The sequence below is a fragment of the Bacillus sp. FSL H8-0534 genome, assembly GCF_038005885.1.
In the GTDB taxonomy this organism is placed as follows: domain Bacteria; phylum Bacillota; class Bacilli; order Bacillales; family Bacillaceae_G; genus Bacillus_A; species Bacillus_A pseudomycoides.
In genome coordinates, this window is the sequence record NZ_JBBOUC010000001.1 from 3,147,588 (window position 1) to 3,171,877 (window position 24,290).

Genomic DNA, 24,290 nt, shown 5'->3' on the forward strand with positions numbered 1-24,290 from the left:
ATGTCCTTTATTGATGAAGAGAAATTTCGTATGAAACGAACAGGTAAAAAGAAGCACAAAGGTATCATTATTTCTAGCATAGCAGGAACAATCGTAGGGGCTTCATTGTTTGCATTTGGAGCTCCTTTATTTTCTCAATCTGAAACTGGCCCCTTGCAGCAAGCTGAGGCAAGTGAAGAGAATATGGTAGTAAAGCAATCACAAACAGCGAATCATTCTGGTTTTGTAGATGCTGTTGATCGTGCATCGGAAGCCGTTGTTGGTGTAATAAACATCCAACGTGATAATTTTTCAGAAGCAGATTCAGAAGCTGGAACAGGATCAGGCGTCATTTATAAGAAAACAAATGGTCATGCTTATATCGTAACAAACCATCATGTTGTTTCAGGAGCGAATCGTATTGAGGTGAGCTTAAGTGATGGAAAAAAGGTTCCTGGTAAAATATTAGGTAGCGATGTAGTTACAGATTTAGCTGTTCTAGAAATAGATGCAAAGCCAGTTAAGAAAGTAATTGAAATTGGTGATTCTAATACAGTGCGTCGAGGTGAAGCAGTCATTGCAATTGGGAACCCACTTGGATTACAATTTTCAGGAACTGTTACACAAGGAATTATTTCTGCAAATGAGAGAATTGTTCCTGTAGACTTAGATCAAGATGGGCATTATGATTGGCAAGTAGAAGTACTGCAAACAGATGCAGCTATTAACCCAGGGAATAGTGGCGGTGCACTTGTAAATGTAGCAGGACAACTTGTTGGAATTAATTCGATGAAAATTGCAGCGAAAGAAGTAGAAGGAATTGGGCTTGCCATCCCTGTTTCGAGAGCAGTTCCTGTTATGAATGAACTTGAAAAGTATGGGAAAGTAAAACGTCCTTATGTTGGAATTGAACTGAGATCTCTAAATGAAATTCCGAATTATTACTGGTCTAAAACGCTGCATTTACCAGGAAATGTAACAGATGGTGTCTGCATTTTAGATGTGAAAAGTCCATCGCCTGGTGCAGATGCAGGACTTAGGGAACATGATGTAATTATAGCTGTTGATGGAAAACCAATACATGATATTATTGGATTCCGAACGATATTATATAATAAAAAAATTGACGATAAAATGACTCTGACATTTTATCGTGGTACAAAACGAGCAACAACAACGGTGAAATTAGGCAGTCAAAATTATTAAGAAAACAGGAGGACAGCCCTCCTGTTTTCTATTGTGAAAAAGTGAGGTGAAAGATATGAAGTTACCTTGTTGTTTAGAACATGTAGAATTAGCGTTGGATATCATTGTGGATGAGTGTGAAGTAGCGCCAGTTATCAACAGTGTGGATAACTCAGAAAAAGAACAAAAAACATGTGAATTTTGTCAAAACAAGGCGACATATGTTGTATCGAACACAGATTCTCACACAATATGTGGGTAATACTTGTGGATATGTGGATAAGTTTTGTGGATAACGTGTTTGTAAGGTGGGGAGTACGTGTGAATATCTCGATTATTTCAATCGGAAAATTAAAAGAAAAATATTTAAAACAAGGTATTGCAGAATACTTAAAACGACTATCTGCGTATGCAAAAGTAGAAGTTATTGAATTGCCGGATGAAAAAGCACCGGAAAATTTAAGTGAAGCAGAAATGTTAATTGTAAAAGAAAAAGAAGGAATACGAATACTAGATAAAATTTCAGATGATACACATGTTATTGCATTAGCAATCGAAGGAAAACAAAAGTCATCAGAAGAATTTGCAGCGAATCTTGATCGTCTTGCTACATATGGAAAAAGTAAAGTAGCATTTATCATTGGGGGATCACTCGGGCTTAGCTCGGAAGTGATGAAGCGCTCTAACGAATCACTTTCATTCTCGAAAATGACATTGCCGCATCAGCTGATGAGATTGGTACTTTTAGAGCAAGTGTATCGGGCTTTTCGGATTAATCGTGGTGAACCTTATCACAAGTAAAAAGGAGCCAGCTGTAGATGTGGTGTAACGATTAGGATAATTCGATATATGGCAGAATACTTTTTATTAAAATTTCTACAATATGATAGTTATCCATTAGATCATTACTATTAAGAAGACCATCGGAGAAAAATCCCCTGATGGTCTTTTTAACGCTTCATAATAATTGGACGAATTACGATTTAGATTGTAGTGAGATAAGTAAAATACAATCATATGCTTCCAAACAGAGAAAATGGTAAAATTAGTTTCCTTGAATAAGTATGTTTCTATTTATAAAAAATTATGCTGTAATATTGATAGAACAATATTTCATTTTGTTCTAAGTAGTTAAAGAAGTGGGGAATTGAGGTTGAAAAAGTTTAAGAAGTTTTATTTAGAGATTACTAGTGTATGTAATCTTGCATGTAGCTTTTGTCCGCCAACAGAACGACAGAAGCAATTTCTTTCTGTGGAGGATTTTTCTAAGAGATTAGACCAAATTAAACCTCACACGGACTACATTTATTTACATGTAAAAGGTGAGCCGTTGCTTCATCCTAAAATAGATCAATTGTTAGACTTAAGTCATGAAAAAGGGTTTAAGGTTAATATTACAACCAACGGAACGTTAATTAATAAAAAGAGGCATAAATTATTAAATAAACCTGCACTAAGACAGATGAATTTTTCACTTCATAGTTTTGATGGTCATCCAGGATCTGAAGATAAAGAAGGGTATGTAAGAAGCATACTTTCCTTTATTAAAGAAGCAACGAGTCAATCGGAATTAATTGTTTCGCTGAGGCTATGGAATCTTACGCAAGACAATAAGACAAATCTTGAAATACAGCGAAACAGAAATTTATTAGAAATTATTGAGAAAGAATTTGATTTACCATATAAAATTGAAGAGAAGATTACACCAGGAAGTGGCGTGAAGATTGCGGATCGCATCTTCATTAACCAAGATTACGAATTTCAGTGGCCGGCATTGCATGAAGAAGAGGACGATGGGAAAGGCTTCTGTCATGGTCTTCGAAATCAAGCAGGTATTTTAGCAAACGGGACTGTTATCCCTTGTTGTTTGGATGGTGAGGGAATTATCAACCTTGGAAATATTAATGATGCTTCATTTTCTGATATTATCGAAAGGGATAGAGCCCAAAATCTTGTAGATGGATTTTCACGAAGAGTGGCAGTAGAGGAACTATGTAGAAAATGTGGATATCGTAAGAGGTTTGGAAAATAGAGAGATAATAAAAAAATGAGCAAGTACGAAATAAAGTACCTTGCTCATTTTTTATATAATAATCAATACTTATTGTATTTAAAGGGTAAATAAAGCTTAATATACTTTATCACCATTAAAGATTGAGTTTTTCACGACAACATAATCTACAGTACGAATTGCATCTAATTTCGTTCCACCAGCATAAGAAATAGAGGACTGAAGATCTTGTTCCATTTCGATCAATGTATCTTCTAAAGATCCTTTGTGCTCGACAAACATCTTTTTGCCTTCTACGTTTTTCTTTTCACCTTTTTGGAATTCTGAAGCTGAACCAAAGTATTCTTTGTAGAGTTTCCCATCTTTTTCAATTGTTTCTCCTGGAGATTCTTCATGTCCGGCAAACAATGAACCAATCATAACCATAGTTGCGCCAAATTTAATGGATTTAGCTACATCACCGTGAGTACGAATACCGCCGTCAGCAATAATTGGTTTACTTGCAGCTTTTGCACACCAACGAAGTGCAGCTAATTGCCAGCCGCCAGTTCCAAAGCCTGTTTTAATTTTTGTGATACATACTTTACCAGGTCCGATACCTACTTTTGTTGCATCAGCACCAGCATTTTCTAACTCTCTTACTGCTTCTGGAGTTCCTACATTTCCTGCGATAACAAAGCTCTCAGGTAAATGTGTTTTAATGTGTTGAATCATTTTTATCACCGCATTGGAATGCCCATGTGCGATATCTATCGTAATATATTCAGGAGAAAGCTGTTCAGCAGCTAATTGTTGTACAAATTCATATTCTTCTTCTTTCACACCAACACTAATAGATGCGATTAAGCCACGAGAGTGCATATCTTTAATGAAAGAGATACGCTTTTCTGGCTCAAAACGATGCATTATATAGAAATATTTATTTTCCGCTAAATATACAGCAATTTTTTCATCTATAATGGTTTGCATATTTGCAGGTACGACAGGTAATTTAAATGTATGTTTTCCTAAAGTTACACTTGTATCACATTCAGAACGGCTATTTACTATACATTTTGCCGGAATTAATTGAATATCTTCATAGTCGAATACTTTTTCCATGAATTACACCCCTAAATACGAATATTTTATTTTCAATTTAAAAAAATGTTCGCCCAAAAGATAATGTACATCATTTTTTTCGTTAAGTCAAAGCTTTTAGTTGATATTTAGAAAATATAGGGACGGAATTTAAAGGAATAATGAGTAATACCGAATTAAATAGTTTGTACATATCTATATTGTTCGTTTTTTTGGGAAAAGTATATTGTAAAAATTTAATCGATAATAGTGAAATAATATTTCGGAATATCATAGTAAAATAACAGAGAAGCAGGGTGCTAAAATACCCTGCTTCTTTGTTATTTATTGTCTTCAAGAAATTGATACTTCTTTTTCAATTCTTTTAAATCATTTACCAATTGCTCTCCAATTGTAGGAGCAAGATCTTCGTATATAGGAGATAATGCTTTCTCCCACTCTTTTTTTTGTGAAGCTGTCAATTCGTGAATTTGAATCGGTGAACTTTGTTTAATAAGCTCAAGTTGTTCTTCATTCATTCGGATGGACTGACGATTGTTCCATTCAGTCGTTTCTTTCATTGCTTCAAGTAATATTTGCTTCGTTTTTTCCGTTTGTTGATTCCATGTTTTTTGATCCATCATTACAACATAGCCTAAATACCCATGATTACTAATTGTCAAATAGTTTTGAACGTTATAAAATTTTTTAGAGTATATATTTGAAATAGTATTTTCTTCACCATCAACTTTCCCTGTTTCAATTAATTTATATGTGGAATTAAATGAATCTTGATGTGCATGAACTTTTAATAAATCAAATTGGGATTGAATAACATCACTTTGCATAATGCGAAAGGATTGTCCTTTTATATCTGCAGGTGTATAAATAGGCCCCTTATTTGAAGTGATTTGCTTAAAGCCATTTGACCAATGGGCAAGCCCTTTAATGTTGTCTTTTTGTAAGGACTGAAGTAATTGTTCTCCAATTTTTCCGTTCAAGCCTTCTTGAATAGCTTCATAATTTGGAAAAGCAAATGGAAGGTCTAATACACCCCATTCGTGAGATAGCATTCCGAGCTTTGAGGTAGAGGGAGCAATAAAATGAACTTGCCCAGCTTTTAAAGCACGGATTTCTTCTATATCAGAATAGAGGCTCCCGTTTGGAAAAATTTCTATTTTTATAGTTCCGTTTGATTTCTCATTAACAAGCTCAGCAAATTTACTAGCAGCAAGCCCTTTAGGTGTATTTTCTGCTACAACATGACTAAATTTGAAAACAATTTGTTTTTTCAAGCCTGCTTGGTCATCGTCATAAGCAAGCTCACCTTGAGAAAAAAGACTTTGAAAACCTATAAATAAAGCACTAGTAATTAAAACAATAAAAAGGAGTATAAAAGCAACTATTTTTTTCATTTTAAACCTCCTCTTGGGTTGTTAATGTAAGCATACCGAGAAGATTTTTATTCGTAAAGGTGCTTTTAGGGGAAAGGGGAACAAACAGTGAAACAATTGCCCATCCGCTGGAAAATTACGATTTTATCCTATGCGGTAGTTATTTTTTCATTACTGATAGGTGGAATTGTTATCATTGCAAATATTCAACAAAAAGAAGAAAAAGAAGTAAGAATTAGATCTATGAATACAGCTCGGACGGTAGCAGAACTGTCAGATGTAAAGAAATCACTTCAAGAAAAAACGGGATGGTTTACATTGAATCCTGTTATTGAAAATATTCGGGTGATTAATGAAACAGACTATATTGTAGTAATGAATATGGAGCGAATTCGATATTCTCACCCTGTGAAAGAAATGATTGGAAGGCCGTCAAAAGGGACGGATGAAGAACCGGCATTTGCGGAACATATTTACTTTTCAAAAGCAAAAGGAGAGATAGGTACTGTAATTCGTGCCTTTATGCCTATTAAAGATCAAAACTTAAATCAAATTGGTGTTGTTGTTGTTGGAAATAAAGTCCCGAATTTTTGGGAGATTATGCTGGGGCTAGCAGAAGAGATTTCTTTTATTGTTATATTAACTTTAATATTCGGATTAATAGGCTCATTAATGCTTGCCAACCATATTAAAAAACAGATGTTTCAGTTAGAGCCATATGAAATTAAAAGGATGTTAGAAGAAAGGACAGCAACCTTTCATTCGATTAATGAGGGTGTGATTGCAATTGATAACCAAGAAGTTATTACAATTTTTAATGAGAAAGCAAAGCAGGTTTTTCATGTAGATGGAAATGTTGTAGGAAAGCCTATTCGTACAGTATTAAAGGATACAAGACTTCCAGAAATCGTGGAGAGGAATCAGCCAGTATACAATGAAGAGATAAAAGTAAGTGGAAAGGTAATTTTAAGTAATCGTATACCAATCAAGAAAGATAATGAATTAATTGGAGCTGTGGCAATCTTTCAAGATCGTACAGAGGTTACAAAGCTCGCAGAGGAATTAACAGGAGTGAAAACATTTGTAGAGGCACTTCGAGTACAAAGCCACGAGCATATGAACAAACTTCATACAATAGCAGGTTTAATTCAACTAGGTAAAGCTGATAAAGCATTACAATTTGCTTTTCATACTTCAGAAGAGCAGGGGAGTGTAACAAACTTTTTAAATGAGACGATTAAAAATGATGCTATTGCAGGTCTCCTCTTGAGCAAAGTAAGCCGGGGCAAGGAATTAGGGATACAAGTTATAATTGACCAAAATAGTTATTTAGAAGCGTTTCCTTATCAATTGGATCAACATGATTTCGTTGTATTACTAGGTAACCTAATCGAGAATGCGTTTGGATCATTTGAGCAAACTGAGGTAGAGAATAAAAGAATTGATATTAGTATTGAGCAGTCAGAAGATGTATGTGCAATATTGATTGAGGATAATGGATGCGGCATAAAGGAGGAGCATTTACCAAGAGTGTATGAGAAAGGATTTACTGTGAATAAAATGAGTGGGACAGGTTATGGACTTTTTCTAGTAAAGCAAATTGTTGAAAAGGGGAGAGGGGAAATTAGTGTTTCATCTTTTCAAGGTGAAGGAACTTCTTTTATCATTACTTTTCCAATGGAGATGGAGGCGGAATTGTATGAAATATAAAGAGGAAATCAAAGTACTATTGGTTGAAGACGATCCGATGGTTCAAGAAGTAAATAAAGAATTCATTAGAAGTGTAAAGGGATTTCAAGTAGTAGCCGTCGCTAACAATGGCGAGGAGGGGATTAACCTTGTCCAAAAAATGAATCCAGATCTCGTTATTTTAGATATTTTTATGCCGAAAAAGGACGGTATTAAGGTATTACAGGAATTTAGAAAACAAGAGTTAGAAGCAGATGTAATCGTTGTTTCTGCTGCAAAAGATAGGGAAACAATTAAACTCATGCTTCAAAACGGAGCGATGGATTATATTATTAAGCCATTTAAGTTATACCGAATTCAGCAAGCTTTAGAAAAATATCGACAATATAGAATGAGTCTGAAGGAATCCGGAGCGATTTCACAGGAACAGCTTGATTTATTATTATATTCTGGGCGTTCTAAAAAAACAGCAAACAATTTGCCAAAGGGATTAAATGAATTTACATTGAATGAAATTGAAGAGTATGTAAAAAAACAAGATGAACCTCGTTCTGCAGAAGAGGTAGCCAGTGCAATTGGGATAGCCAGAGTTACCGCGCGGCGATACTTAGATTATTTAGAAAAAAAGGGGTTGATTCATTTAGCAGTTCAATATGGAGGGGTTGGAAGACCAATTAATCGCTATGTGTATCGTGAAGTAAAAAAGTAAGACCAAAATGACCAAAATATTCGTTATGACCATAAACTTCTCACTTTTAATTGAAAACGCTATCATTATGTAAAACATAGGGGTAGTAAAGTTTTCAAAGATGAAACAGTGGGAGGAGAAGTGAAGGTGAAACGACTGTTCAAAAATTTAACTTTTCAAGTATTAACGGCTATTGCACTCGGTGTATTAGTTGGGCTTATGTGGCCAAATGTTGGGAAGGAAATGAAGCCGATAGGCGATACGTTTATTAATGCTGTAAAAATGGTAATTGCACCAATTATTTTCTTAACAATTGTACTTGGTATTGCCAAAATGGGAGATATGAAGAAGGTTGGTAAGGTCGGCGGAAAGGCTTTTATTTATTTTGAGGTTGTGACAACATTTGCACTTATTGTTGGATTGATCGTTGTAAATGTTATGAAGCCGGGTTCAGGTCTTAACTTTAATGAACTTGCAAAAGGAGACGTATCTAAATATACACAAGGCGGAGGACAGGGTATTAATTGGATTGATTTTGTTACTCATATTGTTCCTTCTAATATGGTTGATGCGTTTGCAAAGGGTGATATTTTACAAGTATTATTCTTTTCTATTTTATTTGGGGTTGGGCTAGCTGCTCTTGGAGAAAAAGGAAATTCGGTGATTGATTTCTTAGACAAACTTTCACACGTATTCTTTAAAATTATTGGTTATGTAATGAAGGCAGCGCCGCTTGGGGCATTTGGTGCTATGGCATATACAATCGGTCATTTTGGACTTGCTTCACTTGTACCACTTGGAAAATTGATGATGTCAGTATATATAACGATGTTCCTATTCGTATTTGTTGTCTTAAATATTATTTGTAAGATATATGGGTTTAGCTTGTGGAATTATTTGAAGTTTATTCGAGATGAAATACTAATCGTATTAGGAACAAGTTCTTCGGAATCCGTACTTCCGAGAATGATGAATAAGATGGAGCGATATGGCTGTTCAAAATCTGTTGTTGGCCTTGTTATTCCGACGGGCTATTCTTTTAATCTTGATGGTACATCCATTTATTTATCCATGGCAGTTGTCTTTTTAGCACAAGTATTTGGTGTCGATTTAACAATCGGACAGCAAATTACTATTATTTTAGTACTTATGTTAACGTCTAAAGGAGCTGCTGGTGTAACAGGAAGCGGATTTATCGTGTTAGCTTCTACGTTAGCGGCACTAAAGGTTATTCCTTTAGAAGGATTAGCATTACTTCTCGGTGTTGATCGTTTTATGAGTGAGGGAAGAGCAATTGTAAACTTAATTGGAAATGGAATTGCTACAATCGTTGTTGCAAAGAGTGAAAATGAATTTGATGAAATGAGGCATGCAGAGGCAATCTCTAATATGAAAGTATTAAATGAGAGAACAGAAGCAGTATAAAGTGAACTAATCGGGCTTTTTCGGGCAGTAAGAAATAGAAAAGCAGACTTTATCCTAAGTCTGCTTTTTCAATTTGTGGGAACCCCTTTTTCACAGGTTATTTTTACTAGGAAATAATAGAATATGTTATAATTTAGTAGAATTTTTTAGAATTACAAGAAGATTAGTGTTTATTTTATTAAGTGAATAATGTTAGAGTTGAACAGATTAGGGAGAAGGTTGTGACTTTTCGGGATAACCTTCATTTTTGGTTTGAATCATTATAAGGTAATGGAGGTTATAAATGTGAATCGTTTGGTTTATATGGATTGGTTACGAGTATTAGCAACAATTGCAGTTGTTACAATTCACGTTGCTGCTGGTTCCGTATCCACTTTGGATCCAAATAAGCTTTCCAATTGGATGGCTGGTAACTTTTACGAATCGTTATCACGTGCTAGCGTTCCTATTTTCGTTATGATTAGCGGTGCTTTATTATTACGAGGGAACAAGGAAAGTTCAATTTTCGAATTCTTACAGAAACGAGCAAGTAAGGTAATTATTCCATTTGTAGGTTGGAGTGCCTTATTTTACTTGTATGGTGCTTATATGGGGTATTTCCCTGCTTCTTTAAAACAAGGGATAAAGTACTTTTTAACAAATCAAATTGGTGGTCACTTATGGTTCCTATATATGATTGTGGGAATTTATTTAATCGCACCGTTATTAAAGGTATTTGTTAAAAACGCTAAAAAAAGTTATATACAATATTTTTTAATTTTATGGTTGTATGCGTCAGTTATTTTAAATTTGATGCAGTACTATTACCCTATTAATTTCAATATAGAGCTATATTTTGTCACAAATTATGTGGGTTATTTTCTACTTGGTTATTATTTAGCTCATTACGAAATTACGAAGAAATGGAGAAATATCTCTTATATTGGAGGCTGTTTAGGGTTTATTGGTACATTCTTCATGACTTATTACTATACAGTACAAGCAAATGGGCAGTTGGACCAGTTTTGGTATGGATATTTTGCGCCAAATGTTTTACTTATGGCAATTGGATTATTTGTATTCTTCCGATATGCTTTTCAAAATTTAGAAGGAAAGCTGCCATTTTTGTTACGTGGTATAAATCAAGCGAGTCTTGGGATTTATATTCTTCACTTTTTCCTATTAAATAATTTTTTATATAAAGTTTTCCCTAAAGTAAATGAACATGCACATGCAATATTAGCAATACCTATTAATGTAATGATTACGATTGGTCTTAGTATGTTAATAACGTTAGTATTACAACGAATTCCAGTGGTGAAAAAACTAGTTCCGTAATGATATCTCCTATGTAAGCTTTATATGAGTATCGTTGCTAAATTAGCAGGCTTAATAGTAAGTCTGCTTTTTGTTTTTTTATCAAATGATGAACATAGACTTCGATTCGGGCAATGATTTCAATATAATGAAATGTAGGCAATGGCGCATAGGATTTATATTATGGCTAAATATATAAAAAAATTAAAATACATAACAAAATGAGGTTAGTATATGAGCGGAAAAAGTTTTAAAGAGTATGCATTGAGTAAGGAAATTGTAAGGGCACTTACTAGTTTAAAATATGAACAGCCAACAGAAGTACAAGGAAAAGTAATTCCAGTTGCACTAGAAAAGAAAGATCTTGTCGTGAAATCACAAACGGGAAGTGGGAAAACGGCTTCCTTTGGTATCCCGCTTTGCGAAATGGTCGAATGGGAAGAAAATAAGCCACAAGCCTTAATTCTTACGCCAACGAGGGAACTTGCTGCGCAAGTGAAAGAAGATATTACGAATATAGGAAGATTTAAACGGATTAAAGCGACTGCCGTTTATGGAAAATCACCATTTGCACGACAAAAATTAGAATTAAAGCAAAAGACACATATTGTAGTTGGAACCCCTGGGCGTGTGTTAGATCATATTGAAAAAGGAACTTTTTCTTTAGAGCGTCTGAAATATTTGGTGATTGATGAGGCAGATGAAATGTTAAATATGGGATTCATCGATCAAGTAGAAGCAATTATTGATGAATTACCTACAGATCGAATGACAATGCTATTTTCTGCGACACTACCAGAAGACGTTGAAAATTTATCTCATACTTATATGAAATCACCGACCCATATCGAGATTAAAGCTTCTGGGATTACGACAGATAAAATTGAACATATCCTGTTAGAAGTGAGAGAAGAAGAGAAATTTTCACTTCTTCAAGATATAACAACTCTTGAAAATCCAGATAGCTGTATCATCTTCTGTCGCACACAAGAAAATGTAGACCATGTGTTCAGACAGTTAAAGCGTTCTGGCTATCCTTGTGATAAAATTCATGGTGGTATGATACAAGAAGATCGTTTTGCAGTAATGAATGACTTTAAAAGAGGAAAATTTCGTTATTTAGTCGCTACAGATGTAGCAGCGCGAGGAATTGATATTGAAAATATTACCCATGTCATTAACTATGATATTCCATTAGAAAAAGAAAGTTATGTACACCGGACAGGAAGAACAGGGCGCGCTGGTAATAGCGGAAAAGCAATTACATTCGTAACGCCGTATGAAGAGAGATTCCTGGTAGAAATTGAAGAGTATATCGGTTTTGAAATTCAAAAAATAGAAGCTCCGTCAAAAGAGGAGCTTGCAAAGGGAAAGGCAGCCTTTGAAGATAAAATAAATGCGAAACCAATTATGAAAAAAGAGAAAAGTGCAGGATTAAATAAAGATATTATGAAGCTGTACTTTAACGGTGGGAAGAAAAAGAAGATTCGAGCGGTAGATTTCGTTGGTACAATTGCTAAAATCCCAGGTGTCACAGCGGATGATATAGGAATTATTACGATACAAGATAATGTTTCTTATGTTGATATATTAAATGGAAAAGGCCCGCTTGTTTTAAAAGTAATGAAAAACACAACAATAAAAGGTAAGCAGTTAAAGGTTCACGAGGCTATTAAGTAAAAGTAACTACTCACTCTCACAGGTGGGTAGTTTTTTTATAAAAAATAAGGAAATTATGTAAGGATAAACTTGTTGTATTCGTATATATAAGTGAAGGGGGAGAAGATATGAATGATAGGGAATTAGTAGATGGAATAAAAAAACAAAATACGGAAGCATTGGATCAATTGATTCTTCAATATAGTAAATTGATTTATGGAGTAATCGGAAGTGTACTTGGAGAGAACCATGAAAGAGCAGAAATTGAAGAGTGCTATAACGATGTTCTTCTCATACTTTGGTATAAAATAGACAGTTTTCAAATAGAAAAAGGACAACTTAAAAACTGGATTATTTCTATTGCGAAGTTTAAGGCACTAGATTATAAAAGAAGGTTGAAGAGAAAAAGAATTGAACAAACAATAGAACAACTTATTTTACAAGATGATGAAGATGTAGAAAAAGGATTGCTCAAAGAAGAGGAAAAAGAATTCGTTTTGAAAGCAGTTCGTCAGTTAGATGGTGTAGATCATAGTATCTTTTATCGAAGGTATATTGTGGATGAAAGCATAGAGGATATTTCAAGGAGACTACATATGAGTACCGGTTCAGTTTATACCAGATTATCAAGGGGAAAGGAGAAATTAAAAAGGATAATGGAGGGATATTATGAATTGTGAAAGCTATAATATAGATCAAATTGTTTTCGAGCAGTGGGATGAACAAGAAATATCTCGATTTGAAGCAATAGGGGAGCGCCTTGTTGGAAGCTTGGAGAAGAAGAAAAAAGATATCAGAAAACGAATTGCTAGAGAAAATTTTCAGGAGATAGAAGTAAAGGCAAATAATGAGTTAAAAGAAAATGAATTTATTGAATTACAATTCCAAGCAAGAGCTACAGGTGGCTACTATTTGGGTGCAATTATGTGTTCAGCAGACTATGCCGTAATGCCATTAGCGCTTATGGATGTAGGAAATCGATTTGTGGTTTTTGGAACAAGACATAAAGTTATGATTTATGAAGTAAAGGAACTTTATCAAATTCAAAGAGCATACAGTATAGATTATGATGATATTTTAAAATACTATTACAAAATAAAAAAGAACGGTACGATATTATGTTTTAAAGCCAAGAAAGATAAGTATGGGCAGCTAAGAGAATGCTCAAACTGGATGTTATATGGGTATTTGCAAGGGAGAATTAACATGATTATTAATAGTTCAGATAGAGATATCATAGCTAAGTACCTTGATAGAGAGATTAATTCGAAAAGAGGTCATTAAAAAGGAAAAAGTACATTCTTTTGGTGTAAGATGTACTTTTTTGATCAATAGGGATATGAAAAAGTTATTTGGTATTTATTTTTGAATTTTCCATTCGCATATCATATGAAGCTGCCCATCTTTTAATTTTGCTTGAAGTGAACCACCCATTTTCAGCATAAGTGTTTTTGCAATAGCTAATCCAAGCCCTGTTCCTTTACCGGATCGATGATGATTAGTTGTATAAAAGCGGTCAAACAGGAAAGGAATATTCTTTTCACTTACATTTTTAGCATCGTTACTAATGATAAATAGTAAGATGCTTTTTGCTTTTGTAGAGTAATGGATATATTACCACTTGCATGATTAAGGGTGTTATAGATTAGATTTTCCATGACAAGCTTAACGGCAGATTCATTAGCAATGATTTGAATATCTTCGTTTTGTATATGAATACTTGGTTCCATTTTCTTTTCACTAAACTGATCATAAAAAACGACTAAGGTTTCCCATGCTAAGTGATTTAATTTTACCATATGAAGGTTTAATTGATAATCAACAGAATCAATAACGGACAGTTCAAAGAAGTCATTTACTAAGGCCTGTAAACGTGTTGATTTATTTTTAATAATCTTCAAATAGTGTTCTTTTTTATATGTTGTTAGTTCACTTGAATCTAATAACTGAATATATCCTATGATAGAGCATACTGGAGTGAACACCAATAGATTTAGCAATTGTTTTTCCACCTTCAGTCCCCTCTAAATATCGTCTCATCGCTCGTATTTTTTCTTTCGAAGAAAATTTAGCCATAAAAAGTGCACCCCAATTGTTAGACTGTGTCTAACAATTGGGGTGCACTTCAGAAGTAGGTGGCTTTATTCATGGTTAAGATTCTTTCAAATCGTCAACTAATTTTTCTGCTAAACGTCTATACATATTGCTCATTGTTACAAATGAAGTTAGCAATAAGAGTTTTTCTAATTCTTTATCCTCAAATGAAGCAGCAGCTTTTACCTCAGCCACCCGATTATCTACATCCCTTTTAAAGTTCTCAACATTTGTTTCTGTAAGTTCAAGATAATCTTTGTAGAGGGTGTCCAGTTCGAAAGTATCCTCGTTTATGAGTCTTTCATTGAGAGTCGCTAAAGAACTTTTAATATCATTAATCGAGAGGGCACCCTTTAATTGATAAATTAAACTAATTAAAATCATATGCTCTTTTGAGTATTTTTTATTTTTTATGGGGATGAATAATTTTCCCTTTGCATAGTTATTGATCATCGTTTTTGTAAGTACTTTTTCATCTTCTGTTCTTGTTGTATCACCGTAGTTATTTTCAAATAGTTGAACAACTTGATCTACATATAAATCCACATTAGGGATATCTTCAAGCCTAATGTTTTTTTCTAAATGTAATGTTTCGAGTAAGTTCTTTATGTTTTCCATATAAACCCTCACCTTTGTAGGAATAATGTACACTGTATCTTTAAATATGGTATTACGAAACAAATAAATTGTAAATGTTGACCTCTAGACGGATTGTGTATATAATTACAAGTAGTTATAAAAACTACATGTAATTATATAAGGGGTTGTTAATGTGAATGCTTACGTGAGAGAACCAGTTAATGCGTTTACCCATCTAGGAGGCGCCATTTTATCGTTTATTGCTTTGCTAGCTATGCTTGTGAAAGTTTCTGTGAAAATGCCATCTATTTCTACAATTTCAGCGGTTATTCTATTTGGAGTAGGGATGATGATTCTTTATGCAGCTTCGGCTGTGTATCACAGTGTTGTAGCAAGCGAACGTGTTATTTATTTCTTTAGAAAACTGGATCATTCTATGATTTTCATTTTAATTGCAGGCACATATGCACCTTTTTGCTTAATTACATTACAGGCTGCAAATGGTTTACTATTATTTGTGCTAGTTTATGCTACAGCTATATGTGGTATTGTTTTTAAAATGTTTTGGTTTAACTGTCCGAGATGGTTATCAACAGCAATCTACCTTATGATGGGATGGTTAATTGTTTTATTCTTTGCACCGCTATCAGAAAATCTAAGCATAGAGGGTATTTTGTTTTTAGTACTTGGTGGTGTTTTTTATACGATTGGTGGATTTATTTACGGAGTAAAACCAAAATGGCTAGAATTTAAATATATGGGGCATCATGAAGTTTTCCATATTTTTGTGTTGTTAGGTAGTCTGGCCCACTTTGTATGTGTATATTGTTATGTGATTTAATAAGTTCTATGTAAAGGTTACATATCACGAGGTATGTGGCCTTTTTAATGGGAATAATTTAAAGTGAAAATTTAATCTCAATATATTATAGATAGGAAGAGTGAGGGGGACGGCAAAATTAGAATCAACCTAAGATAGGGCGATTCTAATTTTGCTCAATTACGTGCATGTTCATTAAAGGATTTGATTAGGAATATATCCTTGATGAACTCGAACAAGTTGTTTATGATATACTTTATCACATTCTTGTCCTGTAGATGAAGATGAGCTACGTCCGAAGCAATTTGTAATAATATTGGAATGATCGAAGTGAGTGATACGAATTTCATAAAGACTAATTTTGTGATCTAAGTTCGCATACAGAACTACTAATTTTTCACTATCAAGATAGTAGGGGAAATTTGCTTCTTCCTTTTCTCCAACTAGGATTGGTAGTTGTATAGGATTAGAATGGTTGGACCAATCCCATATCTCTACATTAATATAACGTGCATAATTTCTATCTAAGTTTACAATGTTTGCTACGACAGAAGCTGTTTGTGGTTCACGTGTTAATACACCTGTTGAGTGAACGACTTGTTTAGGCATATAATCTCACCTTTCATAAAACATAAATTTTAATTTACGATATTTTATGATAGAAGTGCTAGTTTGGTATATGGAAAATGCTTGCTTCTACTTGTTTCTAAAAGAAATGGGTAGGGAACAATATAGATTTTGAATTTTATTCCAGAATTTTCGGCGTTTATTTTTAGATATAATGCTGTTATGATGATGTTATCGTTTTCAGATTGTGTTATATGAGATTGGCTTTATCTACTGTTGGAAAGAAATATACTATTTTGAAAACGCTTTAATGATATGGTACAGTGATTGCATTCTTTGGATTTCTTTTTGTTTTGAGGTAGGAAGTCTGACTTGTTTTGAATAAAAAGTGCTAGTACGCATGAAATAATAATTGTTTCTTGTGTATGCAATTTGAAATGGGTAGGACAATATCACTAGTATAATTTTATGTTACGAGGAGGTTAAGGTGTGAAAAAATATGATTTTCACACGAACATATATGGGTTACGTTGGGTTATTGCTTTCAGGCGCAGCTTTGTTTTTAAACAGTCTTGTCATATTAGGAAAAGCAGAGGAAAAAAGCGCAGGTGTTTTTAATTTATTTGTAGGGGTGCTGCAAATTGTCATTCCGTTTTACCTTATTATGATTTCTGATCAAAGTAATTGGACTGTATATTCATATGCAGCCACTTTTTTATTTGGTTTAACGTATTTGTATGTGGGTATCACCTTTATTACGGGAGTGAGTGGCAATGGGCTAGGATGGTTTTGCCTCTGGGTGGCTCTTGTTGCACTATTTTATATGGTTGTGTCATTCGTTCAATTCCAAGATATTGTTAATGCACTGACTTGGTTTATGTGGGCGCTTCTTTGGTATTTATTCTTTGTGTTAAATGTACAAAAAAAGAATATAAACCAATACCTTGGTAGGATCGCATTTGTACAATCATGGGTAACGCTCACGTTGCCATCGCTTCTTTATTTTATGGGGATATGGGGAACACCAGTAGTTTATCAGGCATGGATTTATGTATCGGTAGTTTCTATTTTATATTTCTGTTATTGCATTTTAAAATATCGAGTACGTTAATAGTAGTAAGATGAGGGAAAGAGAATCTGGCTGGATTCTCTTTTTTATGTGGAAATAAATTCAAGTATAATGAAGTTACAAATACTTATTCAGTCACCATAGAACATTAAAGTAACTAAGGGAATGATACATATGACGAAAATATTAGTGTTAGGCGGAACAAGATTTTTCGGAAAACGATTAGTTGAAAGCCTCCTGCAAGCTGGGCACGATGTAACAATTGCAACGCGGGGACTTAAGACAGACTCGTTTGGTAGTGCTGTTAAAAGAGTCGTTGTAGATCGAGAAGATGAAGGGATGCTAAAGGAAATGTTAGCGGGAGCAAGTTATGACGCTGTGTATGATAACCTATGCTATAGTCCGAATGCAGCGAAGATTATATGCAAAGTACTTCATAGTAAGGTGAAGAAATATATTGTTACATCCTCAATGGCTGTATATGAGTCGGCACTATCTTTAAAAGAAGATGATTTCAATCCGTATCAGTATCCAATTGTTTATGGAGATAGGCAAGGTTTTTCTTATAGTGAAGGAAAAAGATTAGCAGAGGCCGTTTTGTTTAAACATGCAACATTTCCTGTAATTGCAGTGCGCTTTCCAGTTGTTATTGGTGAAAATGATTATACAAAGCGATTGCAGTTTTATGTTGAAAATATCGTGAAGAAAATACCTTTTGTAGTAGAAGATATAGAAGGCAAAATGTCTTTTATCCATGAAAAAGAAGCAGGTGGTTTTCTAGCATATCTTAGTACGATGAATATAAATGGTCCAATTAATGCATGTAGTAATGGTGTGATTTCTATGCGAGAAATTATTGATTTTATAGAAGAAAATACAGGCATAAAGGCTTGTATTGAAGCGGAAGGAAAAAATATAGCTCCGTATAATGGCATGACAAGTTGTACGATGAATAATACAAGAGCGAAAGAGTTAGGATTTCAGTTTAGAAAGTTAGAAACTGATGTGAATCATATATTGAAACACTATATTGAAGTAATATAATGATTATTCATAAATCCCCGGGTGGCAATGCGGGGGATTTTGGAGGATTTCGACGATACTAGTTTACATTATCAAATTTACCTTATACGCATGATTAGTATTCTTGTGATTTAATTGCTTGTAAATATTTTTCATTTACTTGATCCCAGTTAACAGTATGCCACTAATTTGTAATAAATTCTGGACGGTGGTTTTGATACTGCAAATAATAAGCATGTTCCCATACATCAATTACGAGCAATGGGATTTTTCCTTCTTGCAAGGGTGTATCTTGATTGGGTTTGTTACTACACTCTTTTTTGCTTATACTGTAAAGTAATAGTGTCTTGTTAAAGTAGAAGGAGATTGTTTATGGATAAAATGAAAGAATTAATAGATGAAGCAAGGAAGTTTATTACAATTTGTTATCAAGAGCTTGCTAGAGAGCAGCAAATAGAAGAGCGTCTCAGCCAAATTGTGTTGGAAATAGAGCGGACAGGAACATATGAACACACCTTTGAGGAACTTGTTCATGGTGCACGTATGGCTTGGAGAAATAGTAACCGATGTATTGGAAGATTATTTTGGAATAAAATGCATATATTAGATGCTCGTGAAGTGAATGATGAGGAAGGGGTATATAATGCACTTATTCATCATATTCGATATGCAACGAATAACGGAAAAATTAAACCGACAATTACAATTTTTAAGCAGTATAACGGTGAACAAAATAACATTCGAATTTATAACCATCAGTTGATTCGTTATGCGGGATTTGAAACAGAAATGGAAGTGATAGGTGATTCTCATTCGATTCCATTTACAGCGTTTTGTCAGAAACTTGGCTGGAATGGAGAAGGTACGAATTTTGATGTATTGCCACTCGTATTTTCTGTTGATGGACGAGAACCTGTATATAGGGAAATTCCGAAAGAAGAGGTAAAAGAGGTTGAGATTGAGCACCCAGAATATCCATTTGTATCCTTAGGTGCAAAATGGTATGGGGTACCAATGATTTCAGATATGCGTCTAGAGATTGGTGGCATTTCTTATACAGCTGCTCCTTTTAATGGTTGGTATATGGAAACAGAAATTGGGGCTCGTAATTTGGCAGATCATGATCGTTATAATTTACTTCCAGCTGTTGCAGAAATAATGAATTTGGATACTTCGAGAAACAGTACATTATGGAAAGATAAGGCGTTAGTTGAATTAAATGTAGCTGTTTTGCATTCTTTCAAAAAGCAAGGAGTAAGTATTGTAGATCATCATACAGCAGCACAGCAGTTTGGACAATTTGAAAAGCAAGAGGCGGCTTGTGGCCGTGTCGTGACGGGAAATTGGGTATGGCTCATTCCACCATTATCGCCAGCTACTACCCACATCTATCATAAACCTTATCCGAATGATATTCTGACTCCAAATTTCTTTCATAAATAAAAACAAAAGCATTGAAATGTAGAATTTCAATGCTTTTTGATTAAGTTTAATCTAGTACTTTTCCTTTCGTTTCCGGTACACACACTAGCATTGTAATTAATCCAATTGGATAGATAATGAAAATAAGTGATAGAGCTCCGAATAAATTACCACCTGTAGCAATTAAACCGATAATAACAGGGCCAAATCCTGCGAGATACATATCATTCTTCTTGACGATACCTTCACTATTTTTCGATAATAAAACTAATTAAACAAATAAAGGATGAATCACAGATGCTAGATTTAGTGCTTATGATGATTGAACGAGTTGGATTAATTGTTATATTAGGTTTTTTACTTTCGCATATTAAAACATTTAGGCGCCTTCTTCATAAACAAGATGGATATAAAGATAAGCTCATGCTTATTTGTATTTTTTCGTTATTTACAATTATAAGCAATTACACAGGAATTGAAATTGCAGGGAATACCATTATGAATGAAAATTGGCTGCAAGGTGTCTCTTCATCGAGTACGATTGCCAATACACGTATTATGGGAGTTGGAATTAGTGGTTTACTAGGTGGACCGATTGTCGGGATTGGCGTTGGATTTATTGCTGGCATTCATCGTTATATGCTTGGGGGAACAACAGCCCTTAGTTGTGCGATTTCATCTATTTTAGCAGGAATTATTACCGGTTATATTGGCCGTGTTTTTCAAAAGCACAACCGTGTGATTACACCTAAATTCTCAGCTGTTTTAAGTGTTTTTATTGTATCTTTGGAAATGATTATGATCTTATCTATTGTAGAAGATGGATTTGACGTTGTAAAAAAAATCGCAATACCGATGATTCTTGTGAATAGTTTCGGGAGTTTTATTTTATTGTCTATGGTACAAGCTATTTTACGCCAAGAAGAAAATGCCAAGGCTTTACAAACTCATAAAGTACTTCGGATTGCTGATAAGACATTGCCTTATTTTCGCCAAGGCTTAACGGAGGAATCTTGTAAACATGTGGCACAAATTATCCATCGTTTTACAGGGACAGATGCGGTATCTTTAACAGATACAGAAAAAATATTGGCGCACGTTGGATTAGCGTCTGATCACCATATCCCTTCTCATAGTTTAATTACAGGATTATCAAAAGAAGTATTAAAAACAGGGAAAATAATGAAAGCGAAATCACGAGAGATTATTAACTGTCAACATGAAGAATGTCCTTTGCAGGCAGCAATCGTTATTCCGTTAACTTCGCATGGCAATACAATTGGAACATTAAAGCTTTATTTTAAAAATCCGAACCAATTAAGCCGTGTGGAAGAAGAATTAGCAGAAGGGTTAGCGAAGATTTTCTCAACACAGCTTGAGTTAGGAGAGGCAGAATTACAAAGTAAACTACTTCAAGATGCAGAGATAAAAGCATTACAAGCACAAATTAATCCGCATTTTTTATTCAATGCGATTAATACAGTATCAGCTTTATGCCGTACAGATGTAGAAAAGGCAAGAAAGCTCTTATTGCAACTTAGTGTTTATTTTCGGTGTAATCTACAGGGAGCACGCCAGTTACTTATTCCATTAGAGCAAGAACTGAATCATGTACATGCATATTTATCATTAGAACAAGCAAGGTTCCCGAATAAATATGAGGTGAAAACATATATAGAAGAAGGATTACAGACAATTTTACTCCCACCATTTGTACTGCAATTGTTAGTGGAAAATGCACTTCGTCATGCCTTTCCGAAAAAACAACCAATTTGTCAGGTAGAAATTTATGCACACGCGCAGGGAGATATGGTTCATTTTAAAGTGAAAGATAATGGTCAGGGAATTGAACAAGGGCGCTTAGAGCAATTAGGAGGGGCAGTCGTTCCATCGGAAAAAGGAACAGGAACGGCACTATATAATATTAATCAACGGTTAATAGGACTGTTTGGGAAAGATACAACACTTCATATCGAGAGTGAATTAGAAAAAGGGACAGAAATTTTATTTACAATTCCGATTCAAAACATAGGGGAGGAAGAAAGCGGTGTTAAAGGTATTAGTAGTTGACGATGAGATGTTAGCACGGGATGAATTGAAATATTTATTGCAGCGTACGAAAGAAGTGGATGTAATTGAAGAAGCTGATTGCGTGGAAGATGCATTAGAAAAGCTAATGGGGAATAAGCCGGATCTTGTCTTTTTAGATATTCAGCTTTCAGATGATAATGGATTTGAGATTGCGAATATATTAAAGAAAATGAAGAACCCACCGTCCATTGTTTTTGCAACAGCTTACGATCAATATGCGCTGCAAGCATTTGAGGTGGATGCATTAGATTATATTTTAAAGCCGTTTGATGAAGAGCGAATTGCACAGACACTGAAAAAATATAAGAAACGAAAGCAAACTGAAACAGAGAAAAACCAAGATGTAAGAGCTAAAGATGTAGCTGCGGAGATGCATAAGCTTGCATTGCCAATAGAAGAATCCATTGTGCTCGTGAATATTGAAGATATTGTTTATGTGGGACTTGTGGACGGGAAAGTAACTGTAAAGACGATTCGGGAAACATACGTAACCCATGATACGCTTGTTATTTTAGAAAAGAAGCTGCCGCAAACGAGCTTTATGCGCGTTCACCGTAGTTTTCTTACGAATATCAACTATATTTCGGAAATACAGCCCTGGTTTAACTCTACTTATAATTTAATTATGAAAGAGGGATCTAAGGTACCTGTAAGTCGTACATATGCAAAGGAACTTAAAAAGCTGCTTCGTATTTAAGAAGCAGCTTTTGCATTTCATCCCGTTATTTTTGTAACTGATTCCGTATATTTGACGTCCCGATATGTAAACGCTTACTTAATCGTTTACATCATATACAATGAAGGTACCAAATCGAAAGAGGTGGCCAAAGTGAGTACAAAAAAAGTATACAGTTTCTTATCACAAGCATTTGTTTTTTCAGCTATCATGTTGGTTTCTCATATTATTGCAACGCACTTACCAATTCCAATGCCTTCATCAGTAATCGGATTAGTCATTTTGTTTAGTCTATTATGTTTAAAGGTTATTAAGTTGGAGCAGGTTGAATCACTTGGAACGGCGTTAACAGGTATTATTGGATTTCTTTTCGTACCATCTGGTATTTCCGTTATTAACTCTCTTGGGGTAATGGGGCAATACTTTGTACAAATCATAACTGTAATTGTTGTCGCAACAATTATTTTACTAGCAGTAACAGGTTTATTTGCACAATTTATTCTAGGTAAAGATGAAAAAGAAACAACTGATACAAAACAATTAGATGTTGTAAATAAAGGACGCAAACACGGAAAAGTTGTGTAATATATCAGACCATATATGGTTAGGAGGTAATGAACATGGCAAGCACAATGACTCCATACTTCGGAATCGTCGTTTCATTAATCGCATACGGGATCGGAACATTCTTATTTAAACATTCAAAAGGATTCTTCTTATTTACACCACTGTTTGTAGCAATGGTACTTGGTATTGTCTTTTTAAAGGTTGGAAATTTTACATTTGAAGAATATAATACTGGCGGTAAAATGATTAGTTTCTTCTTAGAGCCAGCAACAATTGCCTTTGCAATTCCGTTATACAAACAAGTTGATAAGCTAAAAAAATATTGGTGGCAAATTTTATCCGCTATCGTTGTTGGATCTGTTTGTTCGGTGATTGTCGTGTTCATTGTCGCAAAAGCAATTGGTTTAGATACATCTGTAATGAACTCTATGCTACCACAGGCAGCAACAACAGCAATTGCACTACCAATATCTGAAAGTATCGGTGGTATTCCAGCAATTACATCTTTTGCAGTTATCTTTAACGCAGTTATTGTATACGCACTTGGTGCTTTATTCTTAAAAACATTTAAAGTGAAAAATCCAATTGCGAAAGGATTAGCGCTAGGAACTGCGGGACATGCACTTGGCGTTGCGGTTGGGATTGAAATGGGCGAAGTAGAAGCAGCAATGGCAAGTATTGCAGTAACGGTCGTTGGGGTTGTAACGGTAGTTGTTATTCCGATGTTTATGCCATTTATCGGCTAACAGAATATGTTTTGTGAAAAATATAAAAGCAAGCTATTCGTAGGACAGATTTCTACTGATAGCTTGCTTTTTGTGTTACAGTAGTGGTAAGACCTATTTTATATAAAAATAAATGAGATTTTCCTTAAATCTTCATTAATACTTTGGATAATACGTTCTGAAAAGGACTATTGTATTGTAAAATAGAAAGTAGCTAATGTATCTTGTTCTTAAATCTAGCGAAAGCAAAGAAGATAGGTAGGAGAGTCCAT

The 24,290-nt window shown here is 34.4% G+C and carries 25 protein-coding genes and 2 pseudogenes; 19 read left to right on the plus strand and 8 right to left on the minus strand.

Features of this window, described 5'->3' with window-relative positions; all coding sequences use genetic code 11:
- From MHH71_RS16170 to MHH71_RS16185, 4 genes are all read left to right on the plus strand, one after another.
- Complete coding sequence (locus tag MHH71_RS16170) at positions 1 to 1,185, plus strand: S1C family serine protease (protein ID WP_006096764.1); 1,185 nt, start codon at positions 1 to 3, stop codon at positions 1,183 to 1,185.
- A 55-nt stretch (positions 1,186 to 1,240) separates the two neighbouring features.
- Entirely contained in the window at positions 1,241 to 1,426 is a 186-nt protein-coding gene (locus tag MHH71_RS16175; protein ID WP_026008486.1) for a CxxH/CxxC protein, read from the plus strand.
- A gap of 59 nt (positions 1,427 to 1,485) precedes the next feature.
- The gene (gene rlmH, locus MHH71_RS16180) at positions 1,486 to 1,965 is read left to right on the plus strand and encodes a 23S rRNA (pseudouridine(1915)-N(3))-methyltransferase RlmH (protein ID WP_003209320.1); all 480 of its coding nucleotides are present in this window, start codon (positions 1,486 to 1,488) and stop codon (positions 1,963 to 1,965) included.
- A 352-nt stretch (positions 1,966 to 2,317) separates the two neighbouring features.
- Positions 2,318 to 3,196 (plus strand): radical SAM/SPASM domain-containing protein, encoded by an 879-nt coding sequence (locus tag MHH71_RS16185; RefSeq protein WP_003202549.1) that lies wholly within the window; start codon positions 2,318 to 2,320, stop codon positions 3,194 to 3,196.
- Positions 3,197 to 3,292: 96 nt separating this feature from the next.
- Here MHH71_RS16185 and guaC read toward each other — a convergent pair whose 3' ends face one another.
- Both guaC and MHH71_RS16195 read right to left on the minus strand, forming a co-directional pair.
- Entirely contained in the window at positions 3,293 to 4,276 is a 984-nt protein-coding gene (gene guaC, locus MHH71_RS16190; protein WP_003202530.1) for a GMP reductase, read from the minus strand.
- 299 nt (positions 4,277 to 4,575) lie between these two features.
- Complete coding sequence (locus MHH71_RS16195; RefSeq protein ID WP_006096762.1) at positions 4,576 to 5,649, minus strand: DctP family TRAP transporter solute-binding subunit; 1,074 nt, start codon at positions 5,647 to 5,649, stop codon at positions 4,576 to 4,578.
- A gap of 87 nt (positions 5,650 to 5,736) precedes the next feature.
- Here MHH71_RS16195 and MHH71_RS16200 point away from each other — a divergent pair, with 87 nt between their 5' ends.
- From MHH71_RS16200 to MHH71_RS16230, 7 genes are all read left to right on the plus strand, one after another.
- Positions 5,737 to 7,338 (plus strand): ATP-binding protein, encoded by a 1,602-nt coding sequence (locus tag MHH71_RS16200; protein ID WP_006096760.1) that lies wholly within the window; start codon positions 5,737 to 5,739, stop codon positions 7,336 to 7,338.
- A complete protein-coding gene (locus MHH71_RS16205; RefSeq protein WP_018782446.1) occupies positions 7,328 to 8,026 on the plus strand; it encodes a response regulator in 699 nt (232 codons plus the stop codon). Before MHH71_RS16200 ends, MHH71_RS16205 begins: the two co-directional genes overlap by 11 nt.
- Before the next feature lie 126 nt (positions 8,027 to 8,152).
- Positions 8,153 to 9,430, plus strand: a complete 1,278-nt coding sequence (gene dctP / locus MHH71_RS16210; protein ID WP_170959224.1) for a C4-dicarboxylate transporter DctP — start codon at positions 8,153 to 8,155, stop codon at positions 9,428 to 9,430.
- Between the two features lie 285 nt (positions 9,431 to 9,715).
- Positions 9,716 to 10,747: an acyltransferase gene (locus MHH71_RS16215; RefSeq protein ID WP_033799285.1), complete on the plus strand. Its 1,032-nt coding sequence runs from the start codon at positions 9,716 to 9,718 to the stop codon at positions 10,745 to 10,747.
- Positions 10,748 to 10,960: 213 nt separating this feature from the next.
- Entirely contained in the window at positions 10,961 to 12,406 is a 1,446-nt protein-coding gene (locus MHH71_RS16220; protein WP_006096757.1) for a DEAD/DEAH box helicase, read from the plus strand.
- Between the two features lie 107 nt (positions 12,407 to 12,513).
- Positions 12,514 to 13,065 carry a sigma-70 family RNA polymerase sigma factor gene (locus tag MHH71_RS16225; protein WP_006096756.1) on the plus strand — a complete coding sequence of 184 codons (552 nt, stop codon included), beginning with the start codon at positions 12,514 to 12,516 and terminating at the stop codon, positions 13,063 to 13,065.
- Entirely contained in the window at positions 13,055 to 13,669 is a 615-nt protein-coding gene (locus MHH71_RS16230; RefSeq protein WP_033799284.1) for a hypothetical protein, read from the plus strand. The genes MHH71_RS16225 and MHH71_RS16230 overlap by 11 nt, the downstream gene beginning before the upstream one ends.
- A 75-nt stretch (positions 13,670 to 13,744) precedes the next feature.
- On the opposite strand, the gene MHH71_RS16235 is transcribed toward MHH71_RS16230, so the two are convergent.
- From MHH71_RS16235 to MHH71_RS16245, 3 genes are all read right to left on the minus strand, one after another.
- Entirely contained in the window at positions 13,745 to 13,996 is a 252-nt protein-coding gene (locus MHH71_RS16235; protein ID WP_306472965.1) for an ATP-binding protein, read from the minus strand.
- A complete protein-coding gene (locus tag MHH71_RS16240; protein WP_240516925.1) occupies positions 13,930 to 14,385 on the minus strand; it encodes a histidine kinase dimerization/phospho-acceptor domain-containing protein in 456 nt (151 codons plus the stop codon). Before MHH71_RS16240 ends, MHH71_RS16235 begins: the two co-directional genes overlap by 67 nt.
- 151 nt (positions 14,386 to 14,536) lie before the next feature.
- Positions 14,537 to 15,097, minus strand: a complete 561-nt coding sequence (locus tag MHH71_RS16245) for a DUF1836 domain-containing protein (RefSeq protein ID WP_003202465.1) — start codon at positions 15,095 to 15,097, stop codon at positions 14,537 to 14,539.
- Positions 15,098 to 15,251: 154 nt separating this feature from the next.
- Here MHH71_RS16245 and trhA point away from each other — a divergent pair, with 154 nt between their 5' ends.
- Entirely contained in the window at positions 15,252 to 15,899 is a 648-nt protein-coding gene (gene trhA, locus MHH71_RS16250) for a PAQR family membrane homeostasis protein TrhA (protein WP_033799282.1), read from the plus strand.
- Between the two features lie 174 nt (positions 15,900 to 16,073).
- Here the strand turns inward: trhA and MHH71_RS16255 are convergent, their stop codons facing one another.
- Entirely contained in the window at positions 16,074 to 16,487 is a 414-nt protein-coding gene (locus MHH71_RS16255) for a hypothetical protein (protein WP_006096752.1), read from the minus strand.
- Between the two features lie 478 nt (positions 16,488 to 16,965).
- On the opposite strand from MHH71_RS16255, the gene MHH71_RS16260 reads away from it, so the two are divergent.
- Both MHH71_RS16260 and MHH71_RS16265 read left to right on the plus strand, forming a co-directional pair.
- Positions 16,966 to 17,556, plus strand: coding sequence for an AmiS/UreI family transporter (locus MHH71_RS16260; RefSeq protein WP_006096751.1), 591 nt, complete (start codon positions 16,966 to 16,968; stop codon positions 17,554 to 17,556).
- 132 nt (positions 17,557 to 17,688) lie between these two features.
- A complete protein-coding gene (locus MHH71_RS16265; protein ID WP_033799281.1) occupies positions 17,689 to 18,558 on the plus strand; it encodes an NAD-dependent epimerase/dehydratase family protein in 870 nt (289 codons plus the stop codon).
- A 94-nt stretch (positions 18,559 to 18,652) separates the two neighbouring features.
- Here MHH71_RS16265 and sodA read toward each other — a convergent pair.
- Positions 18,653 to 18,838 (minus strand): annotated as a pseudogene (gene sodA, locus MHH71_RS16270) (superoxide dismutase [Mn]); the annotation flags it as partial.
- Positions 18,839 to 18,909: 71 nt separating this feature from the next.
- On the opposite strand from sodA, the gene MHH71_RS16275 reads away from it, so the two are divergent.
- Positions 18,910 to 19,980 (plus strand): nitric oxide synthase oxygenase, encoded by a 1,071-nt coding sequence (locus MHH71_RS16275; protein WP_006096749.1) that lies wholly within the window; start codon positions 18,910 to 18,912, stop codon positions 19,978 to 19,980.
- 46 nt (positions 19,981 to 20,026) lie between these two features.
- Here MHH71_RS16275 and MHH71_RS16280 read toward each other — a convergent pair.
- Positions 20,027 to 20,176, minus strand: a pseudogene (locus MHH71_RS16280) (MFS transporter); the annotation flags it as partial.
- Between the two features lie 80 nt (positions 20,177 to 20,256).
- Between MHH71_RS16280 and MHH71_RS16285 the strand changes: the two are divergent.
- The 4 genes from MHH71_RS16285 to lrgB all read left to right on the plus strand — a co-directional run bounded on the left by MHH71_RS16285 (position 20,257) and on the right by lrgB (position 24,039).
- Positions 20,257 to 22,029 carry a sensor histidine kinase gene (locus MHH71_RS16285; RefSeq protein WP_033799280.1) on the plus strand — a complete coding sequence of 591 codons (1,773 nt, stop codon included), beginning with the start codon at positions 20,257 to 20,259 and terminating at the stop codon, positions 22,027 to 22,029.
- A complete protein-coding gene (locus tag MHH71_RS16290; protein ID WP_033799279.1) occupies positions 22,007 to 22,747 on the plus strand; it encodes a LytR/AlgR family response regulator transcription factor in 741 nt (246 codons plus the stop codon). Before MHH71_RS16285 ends, MHH71_RS16290 begins: the two co-directional genes overlap by 23 nt.
- A gap of 132 nt (positions 22,748 to 22,879) precedes the next feature.
- Positions 22,880 to 23,311, plus strand: a complete 432-nt coding sequence (gene lrgA, locus MHH71_RS16295; RefSeq protein ID WP_033799278.1) for an antiholin-like murein hydrolase modulator LrgA — start codon at positions 22,880 to 22,882, stop codon at positions 23,309 to 23,311.
- 35 nt (positions 23,312 to 23,346) lie between these two features.
- Positions 23,347 to 24,039, plus strand: coding sequence for an antiholin-like protein LrgB (lrgB, locus tag MHH71_RS16300; protein WP_003202485.1), 693 nt, complete (start codon positions 23,347 to 23,349; stop codon positions 24,037 to 24,039).
- The last annotated feature ends 251 nt before the right edge of the window (positions 24,040 to 24,290 follow it).

Excerpts from the sequence above, each read along its gene's own strand:
- MHH71_RS16170 (WP_006096764.1), top strand. The coding sequence starts at position 1 with ATGTCCTTTATTGATGAAGAGAAATTTCGTATGAAACGAACAGGTAAA.
- MHH71_RS16175 (WP_026008486.1), top strand. The coding sequence starts at position 1,241 with ATGAAGTTACCTTGTTGTTTAGAACATGTAGAATTAGCGTTGGATATC.
- guaC (WP_003202530.1), bottom strand. The coding sequence starts at position 4,276 with ATGGAAAAAGTATTCGACTATGAAGATATTCAATTAATTCCGGCAAAA.
- MHH71_RS16195 (WP_006096762.1), bottom strand. The coding sequence starts at position 5,649 with ATGAAAAAAATAGTTGCTTTTATACTCCTTTTTATTGTTTTAATTACT.
- MHH71_RS16205 (WP_018782446.1), top strand. The coding sequence starts at position 7,328 with ATGAAATATAAAGAGGAAATCAAAGTACTATTGGTTGAAGACGATCCG.
- MHH71_RS16220 (WP_006096757.1), top strand. The coding sequence starts at position 10,961 with ATGAGCGGAAAAAGTTTTAAAGAGTATGCATTGAGTAAGGAAATTGTA.
- MHH71_RS16225 (WP_006096756.1), top strand. The coding sequence starts at position 12,514 with ATGAATGATAGGGAATTAGTAGATGGAATAAAAAAACAAAATACGGAA.
- MHH71_RS16230 (WP_033799284.1), top strand. The coding sequence starts at position 13,055 with ATGAATTGTGAAAGCTATAATATAGATCAAATTGTTTTCGAGCAGTGG.
- MHH71_RS16245 (WP_003202465.1), bottom strand. The coding sequence starts at position 15,097 with ATGGAAAACATAAAGAACTTACTCGAAACATTACATTTAGAAAAAAAC.
- MHH71_RS16255 (WP_006096752.1), bottom strand. The coding sequence starts at position 16,487 with ATGCCTAAACAAGTCGTTCACTCAACAGGTGTATTAACACGTGAACCA.
- MHH71_RS16260 (WP_006096751.1), top strand. The coding sequence starts at position 16,966 with ATGGGTTACGTTGGGTTATTGCTTTCAGGCGCAGCTTTGTTTTTAAAC.
- MHH71_RS16265 (WP_033799281.1), top strand. The coding sequence starts at position 17,689 with ATGACGAAAATATTAGTGTTAGGCGGAACAAGATTTTTCGGAAAACGA.
- MHH71_RS16275 (WP_006096749.1), top strand. The coding sequence starts at position 18,910 with ATGGATAAAATGAAAGAATTAATAGATGAAGCAAGGAAGTTTATTACA.
- MHH71_RS16285 (WP_033799280.1), top strand. The coding sequence starts at position 20,257 with ATGCTAGATTTAGTGCTTATGATGATTGAACGAGTTGGATTAATTGTT.
- lrgB (WP_003202485.1), top strand. The coding sequence starts at position 23,347 with ATGGCAAGCACAATGACTCCATACTTCGGAATCGTCGTTTCATTAATC.